17 protein-coding genes are annotated in these 22,008 nt (G+C 55.0%); 10 read left to right on the forward strand and 7 right to left on the reverse strand.

Annotated elements, in window-relative coordinates:
- The first annotated feature begins 7 nt into the window (after positions 1 to 7).
- Positions 8 to 1,606 carry a gamma-glutamyltransferase family protein gene (locus tag LF95_RS11220; RefSeq protein WP_073955236.1) on the forward strand — a complete coding sequence of 533 codons (1,599 nt, stop codon included), beginning with the start codon at positions 8 to 10 and terminating at the stop codon, positions 1,604 to 1,606.
- Between the two features lie 132 nt (positions 1,607 to 1,738).
- On the opposite strand, the gene LF95_RS11225 is transcribed toward LF95_RS11220, so the two are convergent.
- Entirely contained in the window at positions 1,739 to 2,470 is a 732-nt protein-coding gene (locus LF95_RS11225) for a GntR family transcriptional regulator (RefSeq protein ID WP_073955237.1), read from the reverse strand.
- 313 nt (positions 2,471 to 2,783) lie between these two features.
- Here LF95_RS11225 and LF95_RS11230 point away from each other — a divergent pair, with 313 nt between their 5' ends.
- The 9 genes from LF95_RS11230 (at position 2,784) to LF95_RS11275 (ending at position 14,038) form a co-directional block, all read left to right on the forward strand.
- Positions 2,784 to 3,869 carry an ABC transporter ATP-binding protein gene (locus LF95_RS11230; protein ID WP_073955238.1) on the forward strand — a complete coding sequence of 362 codons (1,086 nt, stop codon included), beginning with the start codon at positions 2,784 to 2,786 and terminating at the stop codon, positions 3,867 to 3,869.
- Positions 3,870 to 3,903: 34 nt separating this feature from the next.
- On the forward strand, positions 3,904 to 5,217 hold the full coding sequence (locus LF95_RS11235; RefSeq protein ID WP_073956197.1) for an ABC transporter substrate-binding protein: 1,314 nt from the start codon (positions 3,904 to 3,906) through the stop codon (positions 5,215 to 5,217).
- 78 nt (positions 5,218 to 5,295) lie between these two features.
- The gene (locus LF95_RS11240) at positions 5,296 to 6,153 is read left to right on the forward strand and encodes an ABC transporter permease (RefSeq protein WP_073955239.1); all 858 of its coding nucleotides are present in this window, start codon (positions 5,296 to 5,298) and stop codon (positions 6,151 to 6,153) included.
- A 1-nt stretch (position 6,154) separates the two neighbouring features.
- Positions 6,155 to 6,973: an ABC transporter permease gene (locus tag LF95_RS11245; protein WP_215905679.1), complete on the forward strand. Its 819-nt coding sequence runs from the start codon at positions 6,155 to 6,157 to the stop codon at positions 6,971 to 6,973.
- Between the two features lie 19 nt (positions 6,974 to 6,992).
- Positions 6,993 to 7,736: an aspartate/glutamate racemase family protein gene (locus LF95_RS11250; RefSeq protein WP_073955240.1), complete on the forward strand. Its 744-nt coding sequence runs from the start codon at positions 6,993 to 6,995 to the stop codon at positions 7,734 to 7,736.
- Positions 7,737 to 7,938: 202 nt separating this feature from the next.
- Positions 7,939 to 8,736: a nucleotidyltransferase domain-containing protein gene (locus tag LF95_RS11255; RefSeq protein WP_073956199.1), complete on the forward strand. Its 798-nt coding sequence runs from the start codon at positions 7,939 to 7,941 to the stop codon at positions 8,734 to 8,736.
- 542 nt (positions 8,737 to 9,278) lie between these two features.
- Positions 9,279 to 11,216, forward strand: coding sequence for an OpgD/OpgG family glucan biosynthesis protein (locus LF95_RS11265; RefSeq protein WP_083607757.1), 1,938 nt, complete (start codon positions 9,279 to 9,281; stop codon positions 11,214 to 11,216).
- A 73-nt stretch (positions 11,217 to 11,289) separates the two neighbouring features.
- Positions 11,290 to 13,383, forward strand: coding sequence for a glucans biosynthesis glucosyltransferase MdoH (mdoH, locus tag LF95_RS11270; RefSeq protein WP_073955242.1), 2,094 nt, complete (start codon positions 11,290 to 11,292; stop codon positions 13,381 to 13,383).
- A 175-nt stretch (positions 13,384 to 13,558) separates the two neighbouring features.
- Positions 13,559 to 14,038, forward strand: a complete 480-nt coding sequence (locus tag LF95_RS11275; protein WP_073956200.1) for a hypothetical protein — start codon at positions 13,559 to 13,561, stop codon at positions 14,036 to 14,038.
- 222 nt (positions 14,039 to 14,260) lie between these two features.
- Here LF95_RS11275 and LF95_RS11285 read toward each other — a convergent pair whose 3' ends face one another.
- The 6 genes from LF95_RS11285 to LF95_RS11310 all read right to left on the reverse strand — a co-directional run bounded on the left by LF95_RS11285 (position 14,261) and on the right by LF95_RS11310 (position 22,001).
- Positions 14,261 to 15,166, reverse strand: coding sequence for an SDR family oxidoreductase (locus LF95_RS11285; protein WP_073955244.1), 906 nt, complete (start codon positions 15,164 to 15,166; stop codon positions 14,261 to 14,263).
- Between the two features lie 75 nt (positions 15,167 to 15,241).
- Positions 15,242 to 16,048: an enoyl-CoA hydratase/isomerase family protein gene (locus tag LF95_RS11290; protein WP_073955245.1), complete on the reverse strand. Its 807-nt coding sequence runs from the start codon at positions 16,046 to 16,048 to the stop codon at positions 15,242 to 15,244.
- Between the two features lie 100 nt (positions 16,049 to 16,148).
- Positions 16,149 to 16,682: a thioesterase family protein gene (locus LF95_RS11295; RefSeq protein WP_073955246.1), complete on the reverse strand. Its 534-nt coding sequence runs from the start codon at positions 16,680 to 16,682 to the stop codon at positions 16,149 to 16,151.
- 62 nt (positions 16,683 to 16,744) lie between these two features.
- Positions 16,745 to 18,529, reverse strand: a complete 1,785-nt coding sequence (locus LF95_RS11300; protein WP_073955247.1) for an acyl-CoA dehydrogenase C-terminal domain-containing protein — start codon at positions 18,527 to 18,529, stop codon at positions 16,745 to 16,747.
- Between the two features lie 11 nt (positions 18,530 to 18,540).
- Entirely contained in the window at positions 18,541 to 20,865 is a 2,325-nt protein-coding gene (locus LF95_RS11305) for a 3-hydroxyacyl-CoA dehydrogenase/enoyl-CoA hydratase family protein (protein ID WP_073955248.1), read from the reverse strand.
- Complete coding sequence (locus LF95_RS11310; RefSeq protein WP_073955249.1) at positions 20,865 to 22,001, reverse strand: thiolase family protein; 1,137 nt, start codon at positions 21,999 to 22,001, stop codon at positions 20,865 to 20,867. The genes LF95_RS11305 and LF95_RS11310 overlap by 1 nt, the downstream gene beginning before the upstream one ends.
- Positions 22,002 to 22,008: the final 7 nt, after the last annotated feature.

Below are 22,008 nucleotides of genomic sequence, written 5' to 3' on the forward strand. Positions count from 1 at the left end.
TAAACCCATGAAATTTACCACCGAAGGGCTTTATGCCTCGCGCCGGTCACCGGTGATGGCGCGCAATATTGTTTCGACATCGCAACCACTGGCCGCACAGGCCGGTTTGCGGATGCTGGCCCAGGGCGGTAATGCCGCCGATGCTGCCTTGGCCGCCGCCATTGCCCTGCCGGTGGTGGAGCCAACCGGCAATGGGCTGGGCTCCGATGCCTATGCCATTATTTGGGATGGCACGGAAATTCACGGTCTTAATGCATCGGGCCGTGCCCCGGCTGCATGGTCGCCCGAACGGTTTGCCGGGCAGGAAAAAATGCCGCAACGGGGCTGGGAGGCTGTCACGGTGCCTGGTGCGGTTTCGGCCTGGCGGGCGATATCGGATAAATTTGGCAAATTGCCGTTTGAAAAGCTGTTTGAACCGGCTATCGAATATGCCAGCCGGGGCTTTGCCGTATCGCCCATCATTGCCCAGCTTTGGGCCAATGGCGCAAAAGTGTTGCATGACAAACCCGGCTTTGCCGAAGCCTTTATGCCCGGGGGCCGTACCCCCAAAGCAGGCGAGTTGTTTGTCAACCCGGCAATGGCCGAAAGCCTGCGCGATATTGCCCAGACCGGTGGGGATAGTTTTTACAAAGGTCGATTGGCGAAAAAAATTGCCGATTTTGCCCGTGAACACGGGGCAGCCCTGAATGAAGAAGACCTTGCCAATCATAAGGCGGACTGGTGTGGCACCATCAGCCAGGAATTTGGCGATGTGGCCCTGCATGAAATTCCGCCCAACGGGCAGGGCATTTCGGCCCTGATGGCTTTGGGCATTTTGCGCCATTGCCAGATTGATCAATATGGCCCTGATGACCCCGAGGTGCTGCATCTGGAAATTGAGGCCATGAAACTGGCCTTTGCCGATTTGCACACTTATGTCGCCGATCTGGACCATATGCGCGATGTGACGGTGGAACATTTGCTGTCAGATAATTATCTGGCATCGCGGGCGGCCCTGATTGATCCGGCGCGCGCGCAGGATTTCAAGGCCGGTGCGCCCGAACATGGCGGGACGGTTTATGTGACGGCGGCGGATGAAAGCGGCATGATGGTGTCGTTTATTCAGTCGAATTATCTGGGTTTTGGCTCCGGTGTTGTGGTGCCGGGTACGTCAATCAGCTTGCAAAACCGGGGGCATGGCTTTTCGTTGCAGCCGGGGCATCCCAACCTGGTTGCGGGTGGCAAACGTCCGTTCCAAACCATTATTCCGGCCTTTTTGATGGGCAAGGATGGCAACCCGGTTATGAGCTTTGGCGTCATGGGCGGGCCGATGCAGGCCCAGGGGCATTTGCAAATGACGCTGCGTACCCAGCTTTGGGGCCAGGACCCGCAAACCGCCGCCGATGCCCCGCGCTGGCAGGCCATTTCCGGGCTGGATGTGGCGGTCGAGCATGTTTTGGGGGATGAAACGATCAAAGCCTTGCGCGCCAAGGGTCATAACATTTTGGTCGAAACGCCCGATCAAACCAATTTTGGATTTGGTGGTGCGCAGCTTATTGCCAAAACCGATGCCGGATATGTTGCCGGGTCCGACCCGCGCAAGGATGGGTGCGCTGTTGGTTTTTAAGGCTCGTTTGCCTTCTTGAGCATGTTCTTGCTCGCTGCGATGGCGTTAAAGCAAAAGGGACGGGGTTTGGCACCTCGTCCCTTTCTATGTCGGCGAAGGTCATAAAAGCAGGCTGCTGTGGGAATTTGCCTGTTAGCTCGCCTTGCTGCTGGGCTGGCGGCCAAAGATGCTGGCGAAATCGGTTTTGCCAGGTTTTTCGCGATGAAGCTGCAGGCGGTCGCGGATGTTATCAAGGTGGCGGGCCATGCAGGCGGCGGCGGCATCCGGGTCGCCGCCGGTCAGGGTGCGCAGCAATTCGTCATGGTCATCATGCGAGCAATCGGCCGGTTGCGGGCTTTCATACATCGCAATGATCAACGAGCTTCGTAAAATCAGCCGTTCCAAAAATTCCTCAATCACCAGATTATTGGCAAGGCGGGCCAGCAACAGGTGAAATTCGCCTGATAGAATAATCGCGGCGCGGTGGTCGCCATCATGGTGGGCTTTGTGCTCGGCCGCCAGATGGGCGCGGATTTGCTCTGCGCGGTCCGCATTCATGTGCGCGGTCACTTTGCGCACCACGCCATCTTCGATCATACGGCGGGCGGAAAAAACCTCAATCGCTTCGTCGATGGTGGGTTCGGCAACAAAAGCCCCGCGATTGGGAACCAGATTGATCAGCTTGTCATGGGCCAGTTGCAGAAAGGCTGCACGAATACGCGCCCGGCTGACGCCAAAGGTTTTGGCAAGGTCTTCTTCCACCAGCTTCATGCCGGGTTCGAGGCGCCGGTCCAGGATGGCGCCCAGCATTTCCTGATAAATCTGTTCTTCCGGCCGTAATTTGCCGCTGCCGGTAAAGCGTTGGGGCTCGGCGGGGTGGGCCATCGCGGCGCGTCTTTCCTGAAAGTGGGGTGAGGATGTCATATAAATGTTTTACAAAATTGTTGACGATTTACACAACAAAAAATCGAAGGAACAGTTTCGCACGTTTTAATGATAGATCAAAAAATATTCATAACATCGTGTTTGATTAAAAGATATGCAATTTATGTGCATAAAAAAGGCACTGGTGGCGTGAATGATCAACCTGAGGATCATGAATGCCAGCTTTTGTGCGCTCTTTCTGAAGTGGCATAGCATTTGCTAACAATTCAAAACACAGATTGTTGACAATTTGCATGCAGTATCGGGTGGGCGGATGACGGGTAACGGGGCCATTGAGCTGATCGCTGTCAGTAAATATTACGGCAGCACAATCGCAGTCAAATCGATCGATCTCAAAATACCGGCTGGCGCCTATTGCTGTCTGATCGGTCCATCGGGCTGTGGCAAGACAACAACCCTTCGCATGATCGCCGGTCACGAGGTGATCAGCGAAGGGGATCTGCTAATCGGGCAGCGTAATGTAACGGAATTGCCGCCGGTCAAGCGCGGTACGGCCATGATGTTTCAGAATTACGCGCTGTTTCCCCATATGACCTGTGCGGAAAATGTGGCCTTTGGCCTGCGTATGCAGGGTGTTGCACCAGCCGAGCGGGCCGAACGCGCCACCGAAATGCTGGCCCGCGTGCATATGGAAAAATTCGCCGATCGCAAACCGGACCAGCTTTCAGGAGGGCAGCAGCAACGTATTGCCCTGGCGCGCGCGCTGATTACGCAGCCCGAAGTCCTGCTGCTTGACGAACCGCTTTCAGCGCTTGATCCCTTTTTGCGTGCGCGGATGCGCGATGAACTGCGCCGCTTGCAGCAGGATTTGGGCATTACCTTTGTCCATGTCACTCACGCCCAGGACGAGGCCCTGGCCCTGTCGGACATGGTGGTGGTGATGGAAGATGGCGTTATCCGCCAAAAAGGCAGCCCGGAAGAGATTTTTAACCGGCCCAAATCGCGTTTTATTGCCAATTTCATGGGTGGGCAAAACATTTTCAAAGGCCGGGTCACTCGCGCAGATTCAACCGCGACCATTATCGAGCGCGGGCCGGACCAGTTTGTTTTACCGGCACATAATGATGTGAAAACCGGCGAAGACCTTGAATTTACCATTCGCACCGATCTGATCGGCTTGGCGCAGGAAATTCCCGCCGGGGCCGGGCAAAGCCAGATCCCGGTTGAAATCACCACAGTGGAATATTTGGGACTTTGGGTGCGGATCGTTGCCACCACGATCGATGGCAAGGACATCACCCTTATGAAGACCGAAAGCGAATTTCGGCGTGCGCCTGTGCGCAGGAAGGAAAAGTTTATCGCCTATTGGGAACCCGAACACGCACATGTTCTGGCCTGAAATCAAAAAAACATCTTTTTATCAGGAGCTTCACATGACGACCGACAAGACCAAATTGAAGTCCATTCTGCCGAGCAAGGATGTTACCCGTCGCGGTTTCCTTAAGGGTGCAGCCGCGACAGCCGGTGTTGCCATCGGGTCTGGTGCAATTACCGGTTTTCCGACCATTTGGGCGCAGAACATTAAAAATGTGACTCTGCGCCAGTTTGGCACCGGGGTTTCCAACATCAATGCTGTTGCCGACAAGGTAAAGGAAGATCTGGGCTTTACCCTGCAAATGACGGCCCTTGATTCCGATGCCGTGGCCCAGCGCGCTGTGACCCAGCCCAATTCGTTTGATATTGCCGATATCGAATACTGGATTTGTAAAAAGGTTTTCCCGGCGGGCACGCTTCAGCCGATGGATACCACCAAGATCAAGAATTACGATAAAATTTCGCCGTTATTCATTACCGGCAAGCTAACGCCGGAGTCCAAAATTGCCCAGGGCACGGCACCAAACACGGTTGGCTTTGTCGAAGGCCCGGACAGCACCGAATTTGCCAGTGCGCCGACCCAGTGGATGACGTTGATCCCGACCATTTACAATGCCGATACCCTGGGTATTCGGCCTGATTTGATCAATCGTCCTGTCAATAGCTGGGCGGATTTGCTCAGCTCCGATTTCAAGGGCAAGGCATCGATCCTGAATATCCCGGCGATTGGCATCATGGATGCGGCGATGGTGTCCGAGGCGATGGGTGAAATCACCTATGGCGACAAGGGCAACATGACCAAGGACGAAATTGACCAGACCATTGCGTTGATGATCAAGGCGAAAAGGGACGGCCAGTTCCGCGCTTTCTGGAAGAGCTTTGATGAATCGGTCAATCTGATGTCGTCGGGCGAGGTGGTGATCCAGTCGATGTGGTCGCCTGCCGTGGCGGCTGTGCGCTCCAAGGGGATCGAATGCAAATACCAGCCGCTCAAGGAAGGGTATCGCGCCTGGGGTGGCGGTATTGGTCTGGCCAAGCATCTTTCCGGCCTCGAGCTTGAGGCGGCCTATGAATATATCAACTGGTATCTGTCGGGCTGGGTCGGGGCGTATCTGAACCGCCAGGGCTATTACAGTGCCGCACCGGAAACGGCCAAAAAATTCATGACCGCCGATGAATGGGGCTACTGGATGGAAGGCAAACCCGCCCAGAGCGACATCCTTAGCCCCGAAGGCAAGGTGATGGAAAAGGCTGGTGCCGTGCGCGATGGCGGTTCTTATGAAGAACGCATGGGCCATGTTGCCTGCTGGAACTCTGTAATGGATGAAAACAAACACATGGTTCGCAAGTGGAACGAATTTATCGCCGCGTGATGCGGGGATAAGGCGACCGGGCCGCACATGCGGCGGCCCGGTGATCCTTTGGGAAATTTCTGAATGTGGCGGAACGGTATGTCAGCATCCAATTCCAAACGCGGTTCCTATTTTCTGATCACGCCCATGGCGTTGGTATTTGCCATTTTTCTGGTGATACCGCTGCTGACAATTGTTGTGGTCAGTTTCTGGGATTATGACGAATACCGCATCCTGCCCGACTTTATTTTGGAAAATTACAGCTACCTGCTGGGCTCCTCCGTGACCTGGCAAATTTATCTGAACACCTTTAAATATGCCGCGCTGACCTGGGCCTTTACGCTCGGTATCGGTTTTACCGTGGCCTATTTCCTGGCCTTTCATGTTCGCAGTCTGACCTGGCAGATTATTCTGTTTATGGTCTGCACCATTCCGTTCTGGACATCAAACATCATCCGCATGATTTCGTGGATTCCGTTTCTGGGGCGTAACGGTTTGCTTAATCAGGCGCTGATGGGGGCGGGGATTATCCACGAACCCCTTGAATTTTTACTGTTTTCCGACTTTGCCGTGGTCCTGGCCGATGTGCATTTATACACCCTGTTTATGGTGGTGCCGATTTTCAATTCGATGATGCGGATTGACCGTTCATTGATCGAGGCCGCGCGTGATAACGGGGCTAGTGCCTGGTCCACCCTGCGCCATGTGATTTTGCCGTTGTCCAAACCCGGTATCGCCATTGGATCGATCTTTGTTATCACGGTGGTGATGGGCGATTTTATTACGGTTCGGTTAATGAGCGGCGGGCAAAGTGCCTCCGTCGGGTTGCAGATTTCCAATGAAATCGGGCTGTTGCAATATCCGGCAGCCGCGGCCAGTGCGGTTGTGCTGCTGATCACGGTATTGCTGATCGTCACCGCCCTGTTGCGCCTCGTTGATATTCGCAAGGAGCTTTGACATGGCCATCACCCGCGAAAAACGACCGGCGGCCTTTTATTTCCTTGCTGCCTTTTTTGCCCTGTTTGTGCTGTTTTTATATGGGCCGATGCTGACCATTTTTATCCTGTCCTTTCAGGGGCCAAATGGCGGGCTGACCTTTCCGATGAATGGCTTTTCCTTTCACTGGTTTGTAAATCTGTTTCAGCAACAGGCGGTGGGCGATTTTGGCGGATCATTCATGCGCTCGCTCAAACTGGGGCTGATTGTCATGGTGGTGACGGTTGTCGTGTCCTTCATGGCGGGCATGGCTTTCCGGCGGCGCTTTCGCGGTGATACGGTGGTGTTTTACCTTGCGATTGCCAGTTTGATTGTCCCCTCCATCCTGATCTCGCTGGGTATTGGCTTGCTGTTTAATATCTTTGAAATACAGCCGCACTGGTATAGCTCCGCCCTGGGGGCGCATCTGACCTGGACCTTCCCGTTTGGTTTGTTGATCATGTTTGCGGTGTTTAACCGTTTTGATCCCTCGTTTGAGGAAGCGGCCCGGGATTTGGGCGCGTCAAACTGGCAAACGGTGCGCCATGTGGTGCTGCCAATGGTCGCCCCCAGTCTGATTGGCGTTGCGATGTTTTCCTTTACTCTGTCTTACGATGAATTTGCCCGCACCCTGATGACGGCAGGGTCCTTAAACACCCTGCCTTTGGAAATTTACGGCATGACCACCAATGTCACCACACCGGTGCTGTATGCGCTGGGTACGTTAACAACGGTATTTTCCTTTGTTGTCATCGGCCTGGCCTTTGGCGCGGTGGTGTTGTTGCGCCGTCGCAAGGCGTGATCAGGGGGGGCGATAGAAAATGTCAAAAATCGCGGTGATCAACCCGAACATGTCGGCCGGTTTTACCGATAAAATCCGTATTCAGGCGCAGCGTACCGTTTATCCCCACAATCAGGTGGTGGCCCTTAACCCCGATATTGGCCCCGACAGCATCGAAGGATATTACGATGAAGCCTTTGCCAGTGTTGGTTTGCTTTCGGTCATCCGCAAGCTTGATGCGACCGGGATTGACGGTTATGTCGTGGCCTGTTTTGACGATACCGGCGTGGATGCCGCCCGCTGCCTGACCCAGGCGCCGGTGATGGGGCTGTGCGAAGGGGCCATTCGTTTTGCCCAGGCCCTGGCCGGGCGCTATGCCATTGTCACTCCCATGTTTGTTTCCGTGCGCCCGCTGGAACATCTGGTGCGCAAATATGGCGCGGACCGCGATTGTGTGGTGCGGGCCGCCGGGGTGCGCACCCTGGATTTTGAAGGCGAAGAGGCCGCCCGTGCCTATGAAGCCCTGTATGGAGCAGCGCAAAAAAGCCTGCGCGATGACGGGGCAGAGGCGATTGTTCTGGGCTGTGCCGGGATGACGGATATTGCAGAACACCTGAGTGCTGATTTGGGCGTGCCGGTGATTGACGGGGTGCAGGCCGCGATCAAAATGGTCGAGGGGTTGGCCGCCCTGCAATTGACGACCAGTAAACACAGCACCTATGGCACGCCACCGGCCAAATCCTATCACGGTATGTTTGAAGGGTTTGCGCCAGCCTCTATTTAGTTAGGGCGTTTTACGGCCCCCTTTGTGACTGCAGATGCACATTTGCCCGGTTTTGTGGTGGTTTCCCCCATTAATTGAAATTTTAATCTTTATTCGCCAGAAGAGTGACGTGTGTTTCAACAGAATCGCACTGTCTGCGAATAGGACGTTCGATTTCTGGTTGATCTGACGGAAGCCAAACGGAAGACATGGGCGAGTGATGATGCAAAAGAATCTCTTCACGATTGCGCCGGAAATACGTGCCGACATCGAAGAGCGCTTGGCCCGTGTGGCGCGCGAGGATGGCGTGCGCCTGTTAATGGCGGTTGAATCCGGTTCCCGCGCCTGGGGCTTTCCTTCGCCCGACAGCGACTATGATGTGCGTTTTCTTTATATCCGCTCGCGCCGCGATTATCTGGCGCTTAAGCCCGTTCGTGACGTGATCGAACGGCCGATTGTCGACCTGATTGATCTGAATGGATGGGATATTCGCAAGGCACTTGGTCTGTTGCTCAAGCATAACGCGGTGTTGTCGGAATGGATCGAAAGTCCGATTCGCTATATCAAGGATGATCCGGTGGTGGCCCAACTGGCCGATCTTGCCAGCCGTCATTTTGACCCGTATGGCTATGCGCGCCATTATGCCAGTCTTGGCAAGGGAATGGTCAGCCGCTGGTTTGATCCTGATGGTCAGATCGCGGTGAAACGGTATTTCTATGCGCTGCGTCCGGCATTATCGGTGCGCGCATTGCGCCTTGATCCATCGCATCGCCCGCCGATGAGCATACAGCCGCTGATGCAGGCGGCAAAACTTGCCCCGGCGCTGGTGGAGCAGGTGGACGAACTGATCGCCCGCAAGGCAGAAACCCGCGAGGCCGGGAATACGATCCGATTGCCGGAAATAGAGCAGTTGATACAGGATGAACTTGACCGTGTGGACGAGGTGCCAAAGCGCGCCAATGCAGAGCAATTTGCGCAAGAGGCCGAGGCGCTTTTCCTTGAATGGGTCGAGCGGGAATAAGGGGAATGATTGCGATCGACGCTCGGGACAAGTTGCGGGCAGATATTCGGTCTTCTATGACCTTGTCGATTTTTGTGACAGCTTTTTACAAGCTGGAACAAGGATAACCGAATCCATAATGCAATCATGGCGTGTTGCTGCTGTGCAAAATAATTTTTGCCAGGTGTGGTTGTTTTGTTCGGTCCCTGTGGTCTGTTTGTTTGCAGGACGGAATCTGGTGAAATTTTCCTTTGTTTTCAAAAGGAAATCTTACCCGTAGGCAGGAATAAATGCCGGAAAACGCAAAAGCGGTTGCATTGCAAAATAAGAAAAAACCCAGCTTTTCCACGCCTTTGAACGGTGCGCTGGAAACATTCATATGTCTGTTGCGTTGAAGATGCGAAAAACCGGCTTTTCAAGACCTTAAACAGGGCCTAAATCCGTATGGTCATTATGGGTCAATTGGGGGTAAAACCCTGTTGGTTCAATACTGTCACATTGCTGCCCCGTTCATCGTGCAAAAGCCCGCAAGGCATATCAACAAAGGTTCCGGCGTGAAAAAAATGCAAATTTGCCAGCAGGTTGACTCGCAATGTGTCCCGCACAAACGTTTTCCCCTGTTCCGGTTGGGAATGGCATCGGCCTATGTGCTGACGACCCTGTGTCTTGCCGGTCAGCCAGCGATGGCGGCGGCCGCCAAGGCGCATGCAACCACCAAGCAAAGTGCTACAGGCGCATCGGATGCCCCGGCCTCTGGTCAGGACGCAAAAGCATCGGCTGACGCGGGCAAACAGACAGCTCCGGCAGACCAGGGCGATAAGCCCGCTTCTGACGCATCCGTGTCATCTGCAACGCCTGCTGCGGAAAATGCACCGGCTCCAGATGCCAATAACAGTGCCGGTGAAGGCAAGGCAGCAGAAAACGCGCCAACTGACAACGCACCGACGGACCAAGATGCAAATGCGCCCGCCACAAACGATAATCAGGCACCGTCTGGTGATGCGGTGCAGGCGGCGCAAGGGGAGCAGGCTGATCAGGCCGAACAGGCCCCGGCCTTTAGCCCGCAACTGGTGATTGACCGTGCGCGCGAACTGGCTAAAAAGCCGTTTGAAAATCCGCATCGTGAATTGCCAGCAGCCCTGGCCGATCTGGATGCGGCAAAATATGCCAAAATCAAATTCAAATCCGATCAGGCCTTTTTAAAGGACCCTGCAACCGGGTTTTCAATGGAACTTTATCATCCCGGTTACATGTATGACGTGCCGGTGGGCATTAACACCGTGCGTGACGGTAAGGTACAACCCGTGCCTTATTCCGCCAATTTGTTTGACTTTGCCGATACCGGGCTTTCGGACAATAATGTCGGCGCGCAGGGATATGCCGGTTTCAAGTTGAAATACCCGCTTGATTCCGTAACCAGCAACGAAGAACTGGCCTCCTTCCTTGGGGCGAGTTATTTCCGTGTGATGGGCCGCAATCAGGTGCGTGGTCAGTTGGCACGGGCGCTGGCGATTGATCTGGCCGCTCCCTCGGGCGAGGAATTTCCGGTTTTCCGTGAATTCTGGATCGAACAGCCGACCGATCCGTGGGGTAAGGTCACGGTGTATGCCCTGCTTGATAGTGCGCGTGTGACCGGGGCCTATCAGTTTGATATTGTTCCGGGCGAACGCTCGGTTGCTTCGATCAAGGCAACCCTGTTTTTCCGCGACCAGATTCAGAAGCTGGGCATTGCGCCTTTAAGCAGCATGTTCCTGTTTGGCGAACAGAAACGCCGTCATTTCGATGATTATCGCGATGAAGTGCATAACAGCGACGGCCTTCTGATCCATAACGGGCAGGGGGAATGGCTCTGGCGTCCGCTTGATAACCCCAAAAACCTTCAGATCAGCTCTTTTCTGGATCAGAACCCGCGTGGTTTTGGCCTGATGCAGCGGGATCGCAATTTTGACCATTATCAGGATGCCAGTGCGCATTTTGAAAAACGTCCCGGTTACTGGATCACGCCGAAAGGCGACTGGGGCAAGGGCCATGTTGAACTGGTCGAAATTCCCTCGCCCGATGAAACCAACGAAAATATCGTCGCCTTTTGGGTGCCCGATGTGAAACCCAAGGCGGGTGATCAGCTGGAAATTTCCTATGACCTGACCGCCATGAGCGATGGCCGCGAATTGCATGGCATGGCGCGCGCCCTTGATACCCGCATTACCCCGGTCACAGGCGGGGACGAGGATAATGGCGGCGTTCATCGCTTTATCCTTAATTTCCGCGGGGGGGATCTGGATTATTATCTGGATGATATTGCCAATTTGCAGGCCGATATCAGTGCATCAAACGCCAATGTCACCAATGTTCATGTTGTTAAGGATGCAGAAAATGGCGGTGTGCGCGTGCTGTTTGATCTGGCCGGGACCGGCGAAGCCCCGACTTCCAATTTGCGCGCCTTTTTGCATTATAAAGACCGCGTAATTAGCGAAACCTGGACCATGCCGTGGGCGTTCTGATTTTCAGAGCGCCCCGGTGGCGCGGGTCGCCCGTTTATTTTTCAAACTGCCTTTCTGCCCAGGAACAAAATTGATGACCGACAGCCCGGCTATGCCCCGCTCCCCCGAAGAACTTGACCCGGCTGTAAAGCTGGCGGGGCCTTCCTCGACGGTGCGGCGCCTGTTTTTGTTTGGCGCGTCGCTGGTGACAACCTTTTATGCCGCCTGGCTCATGAGTGATGTTTTGGGGGCAGACCAGCTAACCGGCATGGAAATGGTGGTGATTACCTTTTTCACCATCAATTTTGCCTGGATTGCCCTGTCGTTTTACACCGGTGTTGTCGGTATTTTTCTACGTGCCTTTGGCATTGATGCCATCACATTGCGCCGGATGAAGCCGATTGAACGCAAAGGCAAACTGAAATCGAAAAACGTTATCGTGATCCCGGTTTACAATGAAAGCCCGGATCGCGTTTTTGCCGGTTTGCGCGCCAGTTATGAAAGCCTGGCAGCGACGGGCGAACTTGATGCCTTTGATTTTTTTGTGCTCTCCGACACCCGCGACCCCGACATCTGGATTGCCGAGGAAATGGCCTGGGCGCGCACCTGCTCGGAACTGAATGCGCGCGGCAAAATCTTTTTCCGCCGTCGCCCGGAAAATACCGAGCGTAAATCAGGCAATCTCAAGGAATTCTGCGAAACCTATGCGTCGAACTATGATCATATGATCGTGTTTGATGCCGACAGTGTGATGTCGGGCGAGGCGATGGTGAACATGGCCTATCTGATGGAAAACAACCCGGATTCCGGGATTATTCAGAGCCCGCCGCAGCCGACCGGCCGTTCCACCCTGTTTGCCCGTATTTTGCAGTTCATTTCGCGCGTGCATGGCCCGACCATGTCGGCCGGGCTGGCATTTTGGTGCATGGGCAGTTCCAACTATTGGGGCCATAACGCCATTATCCGCGTACAGGCCTTTATCGATTGTTGTGGCTTGCCGGTTCTCTCGGGCAAGCCGCCGATGGGCGGGCATATTTTAAGCCACGATTTCGTCGAGGCCGCCTTTATGCGCAAGGCAGGCTGGCGGGTATGGCTGATCCCGCAGCTTGAAGGCAGTTGGGAAGAACTTCCCCCCAATCTGATTGACTTTGCCGTGCGCGACCGGCGCTGGTGTCAGGGCAATATGCAACATGCGCGGCTTATTTTCGCTCCGGGCTTTTTGCCGCTCTCGCGCCTGCATTTCTTTATGGGGGTTATGAGCTTTCTGTCCTCGCCCTTGTGGTTTTTGCTGTTGTTAAGCTCCACCATTGCAACGCTGCAAAATTCGCGCCTGACCTACAGCTTTTTCCCCGGTCAATTCACCATGTTCCCGCAATGGCCGGTGGACCGGTCAATGGAAATGGTGGTGTTGCTGGTTTTCACCATTGGCATGCTGGTTTTGCCCAAGGTGATTTCGGTCTTTATGGTGTTTCTGGGCCGCGACCGGCGCAAATATGGCGGGGCTGCCGTGTTGCTCAGCGGCCTTTTGGAAATGATTTATTCCGCCCTGCAAGCGCCGATCATGATGACGCTGCATTCGCGCTTTGTGTTTTCGGTGCTGACTGGCAACCAGGTGGGCTGGGATGCGCAGGAACGGGACGATACCGGGGTGCCGTTCATGGCGGCTGTCAAAACCCATATCGGCATTATTTTGGCGGGTTTGGCCTGGGGCGCGATTGCGCTTTATGTGGATCAGGCGTTTTTCTGGTGGCTGACGCCGATTTTGGCCGGTTTGGTGCTCTCGCCTTGGTTAACCCATTGGTCAAGCCTGCTGCGCCTGGGCCAGAAAACCCGGAAACTGAAACTGTTTTTGACCCCCGAAGAAACTGCAACGCCGGAAGAACTGGCATCGCTTTATCGCATTACAGCCCAGCATACCGGTGAAGATGTGCGCGACGGGTTGTTGCAGCTGATCGAGGACCCCTATGCCAATGCGTTGCACAGTGCGCTGTTACCTGCACGCAAGCCAGACCGCCGTACCCAGATCGAGGTGGGCATCATTTATGAAAAACTGGCCCGTCTGGGTGTGGAGTCGCTGACCAAGGAAGAGAAGCTCAAGATCCTGTCATGGCCGGTAAAGCCGCTGGATCAGATCATGGCCGGGCAACATTTGATTGGCGTGGAAGGCGCTGAAAAAACATCGGTTTAGCTAGTAAAAAATAAGTGCGTAAATGGTATGGCCCCATGTGGGCAGTGCATGGCCCGTGCCACAAAAACGTCTAAGTTTCGGCAAAGATTCAGACTATATTCCGGTCATTGTGAAGATCAACGATATCAATAAACGGTTTGTTAACCTTCATATTCACCCGAATAGGGATTGCATCATGGTTGAGATGAGTAACGTGGAAAATTCAAAGTCTGGTCTGTCAAGCGAACCGGCAGCAATGTCCCGGTTACTGAACGAAACTGCACGCGCCTGGACCCGTTCGTTCGGCGTGAAAAGCGAAATCGCCGAAGACCGTTTGGCGAGCGAACTGCGCTTGGCTTTGCGCGACGACATGGTCGGTGCCGTTGCCAAGGGCAATTTGCAGGATATGCTGGACACCGCCGCCCATTCTGCCATCGCAACCTGGCTGGCCCATGTTACGGGCGAAGAAGAAGCCCATAGCGCAAACAAATTTGCCATGTTGCGCTGTGCATTCCTGTCGGCCAATCAGGGCAAGGACTGGTGTGACCGTTTTCTTGACCGTCACCATACCTGCCAGGATCTGAATATGGCGTTGCAGGCGCAAATGATGCTGCCGACCCCGGCGCGTCATGAACGTGTTATGCCGCGTCAGACATTGGCATCCCGCGCATCGTAATCGCTTAAACGCTTCTATCGATTACCGACCTGTTCCCGCTTTGCAAAAAGTCGCCGCCTTGCGCATGTGCCAGGCGGCTCTTTTTGTATTTGGGCACGGGATAAAAAGAACCCGCCCGGTAGGTTGGGCGGGTCGAGGTCGCGGGCGATTGAGGCCATTCCACAATGGTTTGGCCCCGGTAGGTGGCATTGACGATCACCGCCAATGCCAAGAAAACCTGTATTATGCGTTAGAAGGCGCGTGATTGTGATATTGCGCAATGACCTTGAGCAATTTGGCGACATGCGGGTCATTGGCACCATTTTTATCGGGCTCGTAAAAGAAATCGGGATAAGGTTCTTTGCCTGGGGACAGGTTGTAGGATTCCAAATCGGTAATACCGATGGCTTCCAGTACGCATTCATCGGTAAAGAACCCGCCACTTACCTGCTTTGCCGGGCTGGTCAGGATCGCATGGGCCGCGTCGGCCAGGATTTCCGGTTTGCGGGCCCGGCCTGCTTCAAGGCCGGGGATCATATTAAGTGCGGCAGTTTCAATCACCGTGACAGGCCATAGCGAATTTACCCCCACGCCTTCATCGGCAAATTCCGCAGCCAGGCCGAAGGTGGCAAGGCTCATGCCATATTTTGACATGGTATAGGCCGGATGGTTGGCAAACCATTGCGGGCTCATATTGGGTGGTGGCGACATGGTCAGGATATGCGGGTTATCCGATTTCAAAAGATGCGGCAGGCAGGCCTGGGCACAGGCAAAGGTGGCGCGGGTATTGACCTGGGCCATTAAATCATACCGCTTCATCGGGGTTTTCAGGGTTGGCGTCAGATTAATGGCGCTGGCATTATTAACCAGAATATCGATCCCGCCGAACTTTGCCACGGTTTGGGCGACGGCATCGGCAATCTGGTCTTCGTCGCGAATGTCGGTCTTAAGGGCCAGGGCCTTGCCGCCGGCCTGTTCAATTTCTTCGGCGGCACTGTAAATGGTGCCGGGCAGTTTGGGATGCGGCGTATCGGTTTTGGCGATGATGGCAATGTTCGCCCCGTCGCGGGCGGCGCGCAGGGCAATTTCCTTGCCAATGCCGCGTGATGCGCCGGTGATGAAAAGGGTTTTGCCGTTAAGGTTGGCCATGTTTCGTCCCCTGATGACTGGTCTGGTTCGTGGTCTTGTGCTGTGCCGATTATGAAACCGGTTGCCATGACCCTCTTATTTGCTGTTAAAAACCGGTTTGCGCTTTTCAACAAAGGCACGAACGCCTTCGCGAAAATCCGGGCTAATGGCACATTCGGCAAAGGCCTCGGCTTCTGCTGCCAGTTGGCTGTGCAAATCCCTTTCTGGTGCGCTGTTTAACAGCGCCTTGGTTTTTGCCAGGGCCGCACGCGGACCAGCTGCAAGCCGCATCGCCAGTTTTGCCGTGGCCTTTTCAAGCTCTGAACCCTCCACCACCTGGTTGATCAATCCCAGGCGCAAGGCCTCGTTGGCATCAAATCGGTCGCCCAGCAGGGCAATTTCCTTGGCCTTTTTCATACCAACCAGGCGCACCAGCGAATGGGTGGCACCGCCATCGGGCGAGGTGCCGATATGGCAATAGGCCAGGGTGAAAACCGTTTCATCGGTCGCAAGTGCCATGTCGCAGGCATTGAGAAGGCTGAGGCCAAAACCGGCAACCGCACCGCTGGCACTGGCAATAACAGGGCAGGGCAGATTGACCAGACGGGTGATGATTTCATGCACCCTGTCGATCATGGCCCGGATTTGCGGCTGGGCTTCGTTTGCGGGGATGGCTCCAAGCTGGTGAAAGAATTTTACATCCCCGCCCGCCATGAAGGTACCGCCACTGCCGGTGATAATGACCGCGCCGATATTTTTTATTTCGTTTTCGATTTGGTCCAGGGCCGCCAACAGGCCTGTTACCATTGCATCGTCCAGGGCATTCATGCGTTCCGGACGGTTCAGGGTTAGTGTGGCAATATCGTTTTCAATTTTCAGCAGAACGGCATCTTGCGATGACATATGGGTATCCTCCCCGGCGGAATGATGAATGGGCCGTTTGCTGATTTCAGGTGTCGGCCTTCTGGAATTGGGTTTAATGACGTTTTGGTTTGGTACTGCGTTAAATCGCGCCCAGCCGTTGTTCAATGGCACTTTCAATATCAGGCCAGCCAGTTAGCCAGGCTGGGACATCGGGCGACGGATCATCAAGCCCCAGTTTTGCGCAAATGTCGGCGGGGCGGACAACACCCTTTCGGCTGACAAACACTGCCTTGACCACGGCCAGCGCCAGGGTTTTGCCATCGCCGACAAATCGCTGTTCCAGATAAAATCCCTGTTCATCCCAATACAAGGCCTGCGTTTCAAGGTGAAAACGTTGAAACGGCTTGATCGCGCGTTTGAAACGCATGGTCGAGACCGAAACAACCGGCTGCCATTTATGCTTTAACACCAGCCGAAAAATTCCGGAGCGCAGGATCAATTCGGTACGGCCCAAATCCATCAGGGCAAAGTAACGTGAATTGGTCATGTGGATATTGATGTCCAGATCCGTCGGCCACGCCCGAAAGGCAATGGCCGACGGGTCCATCGGGTGTATACTTGGCCGCAACCACCCCAAAAATAAAATGCGGATCAAGCGAAAGATCAAATTCATCGTCTGCCCCGAATTTGCCGCCAACAGGCGGTTTTAAAAGGAAGTTGCGAAACCGATATAAATTAGAAGGCGTCTTCGTCCATCGCCATCATGGTTTTGGAACCGGCCATGATAGATGAGAACAGCGCACCGGATTGCGGCATGATGCGTTCCATATAAAACCGGGCTGTTACCAGCTTGGCCTTATAGAAGCCGTCACTGTCATCATCCTGTTTTTTAAGCGCGATTTCAGCCATGCGCACCCACATGAAGCCAACCGCCACCAGGCCAAACAGGCGGAGATATTCGGTTGCGGCGGCCCCGGCTTCATCGGGGTTTTTCATGCCGCGCTGGGCGATTTCGGCGGTAGCCTGTTGCAGGCGCATGAAAGCCTTTGCCAGCGGCTGGACAAAGTCGCCCAAACCCTCGTCGCTGACATGGGTTTCGATATATTCCTGAACCGGGTGGAAGAAACGGCGCAGGTAACGCCCGGCCTTGGCCCCCATTTTACGCCCGACAAGGTCCAGGGCCTGAATGCCGTTTGTGCCTTCGTAAATCTGGGCGATGCGGGCATCGCGCACATATTGTTCCATGCCCCATTCACGGATATAGCCATGCCCGCCAAAAACCTGCACACCCAGATTGGCGGTTTCGAACCCCCAGTCGGTAAACAGGGCTTTGACGATGGGGGTCATCAATTGCACAAATTCGTCGGCTTCCTCGCGGGTTTTGGCATCGCCATGATGCTTCATGGTATCAAGGGCACGTGCCACCCAAATTCCCATCGCCCGCGACCCTTCGTTATAGGCACGCTGGGTCAGCAACATGCGCCGCACATCGGGGTGAACCAACAGGCTGTCGGCTTCTTTGTTGGGAGATTTCGGCCCGGTCAGGGCACGGCCCTGCAACCGGTCGCGGGCATAGGCTGCCGCCCCCTGATAGGATGCTTCGCCGATACCAAGCCCCTGAATGCCCACCGAAAGGCGTTCCTGGTTCATCATGGTGAACATGGCGGGCATCCCCTGATGCGGTTCGCCCACCAGCCAGCCAACGGCGCCGTCAAAGTTCATCACACAGGTGGCCGATGCCTTGATGCCCATTTTATGTTCGATCGAACCGCATTTGACACTGTTGCGATCGCCAAGGCTGCCATCTTCATTGACCATGAATTTGGGTACCACAAACAGGCTGATGCCCTTGGTGCCCTTCGGCGCATCGGGCAGTTTTGCCAGCACCAGATGAATGATATTTTCTGTCAGGTCATGTTCACCGGCGGAGATGAAAATTTTGGTGCCGGTAATGGCATAGCTGCCATCATCACGTGGTTCGGCCTTGGTGCGAATAATGCCAAGGTCGGTCCCGCATTGTGGTTCCGTCAGGCACATGGTGGCCGACCAGGTACCATCAACAATTTTGGGCAGGTATTTGTCCTTTAATTCATCCGATGCGTGGCTGTGCAAGGCGGCATAGGCCCCAAATGACAAGCCCGGATACATGCCAAAGGAAAGGTTGGTCGAACAGATCATTTCCTCGACCAGAGCATTCAGGGTTTTGGGCGCGCCCTGGCCGCCATAGGTGGGGTCGCAGGCAATGCCGGTCCAGCCGCCTTCGGCAAAGGTTTTGTAGGCTTCCTTAAATCCTTTCGGAGTCGTAACAACGCCGTCATCCCAATGGCAGCCTTCCTCGTCGCCGCTGCGATTAATGGGATGAAGGACTTCCTCGCAAACCTTGGCGGCCTCTTCCAGAACGGCATCAACCACGTCGGGGGTGAAATCCTCGCAACCGGGAAGCTGGTTGATGTCGTTATAGTCAAACAGCTCGGTCAGGACGAAACGCATATCGCGCAGGGGTGCTTTAAATTCAGCCATTTTTCTGTCCTTTAGTTCCGCAGCGGTTTGCCGGTCAGCAGCATCGTTTCGATGCGCGCCAGCGTGCCGGGGTTGCGGGCCAGACGCATGAAGCTTTCACGTTCCAGTTCAAGCATGTCGTCTTCGGAAAGTTCGACGGTAACATCGGTGTCGCCGCCAGCCAGAACGGTTGCCAGTTCACCGGCGACCACGCGGTCATAATCGGTGGCTTTGCCCAGGCGGTAAAAACCATCGACGGCCATTTCAAAGGCCACCCGGGCACTTTCGCCGGGTAGGCGATAAACCATTTCCTCGGGCGGTTCATAGCCTTCAACCATTGCAAGTGCGCGTTTCTTGGCATCAAACAGCAGACGATTGCGGTTCATGGTGATGCCGTCATCAGGGCGCAGGAACAGGTTTTCCTTGGCCTCATAGGCGGATTTGGCAACGGTCGCGACACTGATGATTTCAAATGCCTTGGCACTGGCCGCCATTGGCCCCTTGGGGAATTTGGGGTTTTCATGCCAGCGGCGGATCATTTCCTTGCATCCACCCCAGGCCGGAACCAGGCCAACACCGGGTTCGACCAGCCCGATATAGGTTTCCCCATGCGCCTGCACGGCATCGGAATGCAGCACAATTTCGCACCCACCACCCAATGCCAACCCGCTGGGTGCGGCCACAACCGGGAAGGGGGCATATTTCAGCGCCTTGTAGGTCATCTGCCCGGTTTCAACCAGATTTTCAATTTCCGGCCAAACGGCAATATTGGCGGCAAACAGTGCCAAGCCCAAATTGGCCCCGGCAGAAAAATTGCTGCCTTCGTTATAAATGACCAGTGCCTTGTATTGCTTTTTCACTGTGCGAATGGCGGATTTCACAATCGCCATGACATCAGCATCCAGCGCATTCATCTTGGTATGGAATTCAAGGCAAACCGCCCCATCGCCAATATCCCAAAGGGAGGCGGAGCCATTGCCCAGAATACGCTCGGATTTGCGTTTGACGTCTTCAAGCAGCAAGACGCCTTCGGGGCGGGTCACAGCCTGATAGCTGCCATCAAAACCCAGATAATGCAGGGTGCCGTCTTCGACCTTGTAAAATGTTTTGCTGGAAGCGCGTTCCAGAAGCGGCGGTACAGCGATACCGTCTTCCTTAAGCATCGCGATCAGGGCATCAACCCCGATGCTGTCAATCAGCTCGAACGGGCCGGTTTTCCAGTTATAGCCCAGCTTCATGGCGTCATCGACATCGACGATGTTCTGCGCGGCTTCTTCGGCAATGAAGGCGGCATAGGCCAGGGTCTTTGCCATCACGGCACGGCCATATTTGCCGCCCTTATCGCCACTTTCCATTAGAGCACGCGGGTCTTTGCCTGCGGCCTTTACACTTTCAAGGCGGGCCTTTTCGGATTTGGCAAATTCACCCGTTTCGAGATTGACCGATTCCTTGACCTTGCCACCATCGGCACGGTTGATACGGTAAAAACCACCCTTGCCCTTGCGGCCGGTATAACCATCGGCAATCAGTTTGGAAACCAGCTCTGATTCCCGGTAAATGGCGTGGAACGGGTCCGATTTCGGCAGGGCACCGGCCATGCTTGATTGGACATGGGGCATCAAATCCAGCCCGACCAGATCCATCAGGCCAAATACGCCGGTTTTGGGAATACCAAACGGGCGGCCAATGACACTGTCGGCTTCTTCGACGGTTAATTTGGCATCCATCGCCTCGACCATGGCGGCCTGAATCCAGTAAACGCCCAGGCGGTTGGCAATAAAACCGGGCTTGTCATGGCAGACAACGCAGGTTTTACCCAGTTTTTCATCGGCAAAGGCCGCCACCATATCGACCACGCCGTCATTGGTTTCACCGCTGGAAACCAGTTCCAGCAGGCGCATATAGCGCGGCGGGTTAAAGAAATGGGTGATGATGAAATCACTGGCAAAGCTTGCAGGCATGCCCTCGATCAGGGTTGCCAGCGGAATGGTCGATGTGTTCGATGACACAACCGAGCCTGCCTTGCGCACCTCGTCGATCTTGCGATACAGGTTCTGTTTAATATCTAGGCGTTCGATGACGGCTTCGACAATCCAGTCGCAATCGGCCAGTTTGGCCATGTCATCTTCGATATTGCCGCATGTAATCAGTTTTGCCGCACGCTTGTTCATAAAGGGGGCCGGGTCGGTTTTCAGCATTTTTGCCACCGCGCCCTCGGCTACCGCATTGCGGTTTTTGGCCCCTTCCGGCACGATGTCAAGCAACAGAACCGGCGTTCCCGAATTGGCGATATGGGCGGCAATCGATGCCCCCATAACACCGGCGCCAATCACGGCGACCTGTTTGATTTCAGCCATTACATTGCCTCCAGAACCGTCGCGATCCCCTGTCCGCCACCAATGCACTGTGATGCCAGGGCGTATTTTGCACCTTCGCGTTTCATCAGGGCCGCAGCCTTGCCAACGATACGGGCACCCGTCGCACCCAGCGGGTGGCCAAGGGCAATGGCACCGCCATCGATATTGACGGTTTTGGGATCCAGGCCCAGTTCGGAAATCGATGCCATCGCCTGGGATGAAAAGGCTTCGTTCAGTTCAACAACACCCAGGTCGGCAGCCGTAATGCCCGCCCGTTTCAGGGCCTTTTTGCTTGCCCCGACCGGGCCAATGCCCATGATTTCGGGCAGGCAGCCATCAACGGCGACGGATTTGATGCGCGCAAGTGGCGTTAAGCCATTGGCCTTGGCAAATTCTTCGGAACAGACCAAAACTGCAGATGCGCCATCGGTTAATGGCGAGGAGGTTCCTGCCGTGACAACGCCATCTTCCCGGAAGGCCGGTTTCAGGTCAGCCAGACCTTCGGCGGTGGTGTCACCACGGATACAGCCATCCTGATCCACGGTGCCATCGGGGCCGTTGATGGGAATAATTTCGTCGGTAAATTTGCCGGCCTGTTGGGCGCTTGCGGCCCGTTTGTGGCTTTCAATGGCAAAGGCTTCCTGATCGGCACGCGACAGGTTCCATTTTTTGGCAACATTTTCGGCGGTATCACCCATGCCGATATAGGCTTCGGGCATTTCCTTATACAGGGCCGGGTTGGGCATCGGGTTAAAGCCCATCATGGGAACGCGGGTCATGCTTTCAACGCCCGCGCAAATAAACGCATCCCCCGCGCCAATGGCAATGGCCCCGGCGGCCTGGTGAATGGATTGCATGGAAGACCCGCAGAACCGGTTGACCGTTACCCCGCCAACGGAGCGCGGCAACCCTGCCAGAAACGTGATCAGGCGGGCAACGTTCAGGCCCTGTTCGCCTTCGGGGAAGGCGCAGCCCAAAATCAGGTCTTCAATCGCGTTCGGATCAATCCCGGTACGCTCGACCAGCCCTTTGACAACCTGGGCGGCGAGATCATCGGGGCGCACCTTTGCCAGCGCACCCTTGCGTGCCGGGGTGAAAGGGGACCGGACATAGCCGGCAATTACTGCATTGGTCATAGCGGAT

Origin of the sequence: Thalassospira sp. TSL5-1 (assembly GCF_001907695.1) — a bacterium.
GTDB lineage: Bacteria > Pseudomonadota > Alphaproteobacteria > Rhodospirillales > Thalassospiraceae > Thalassospira.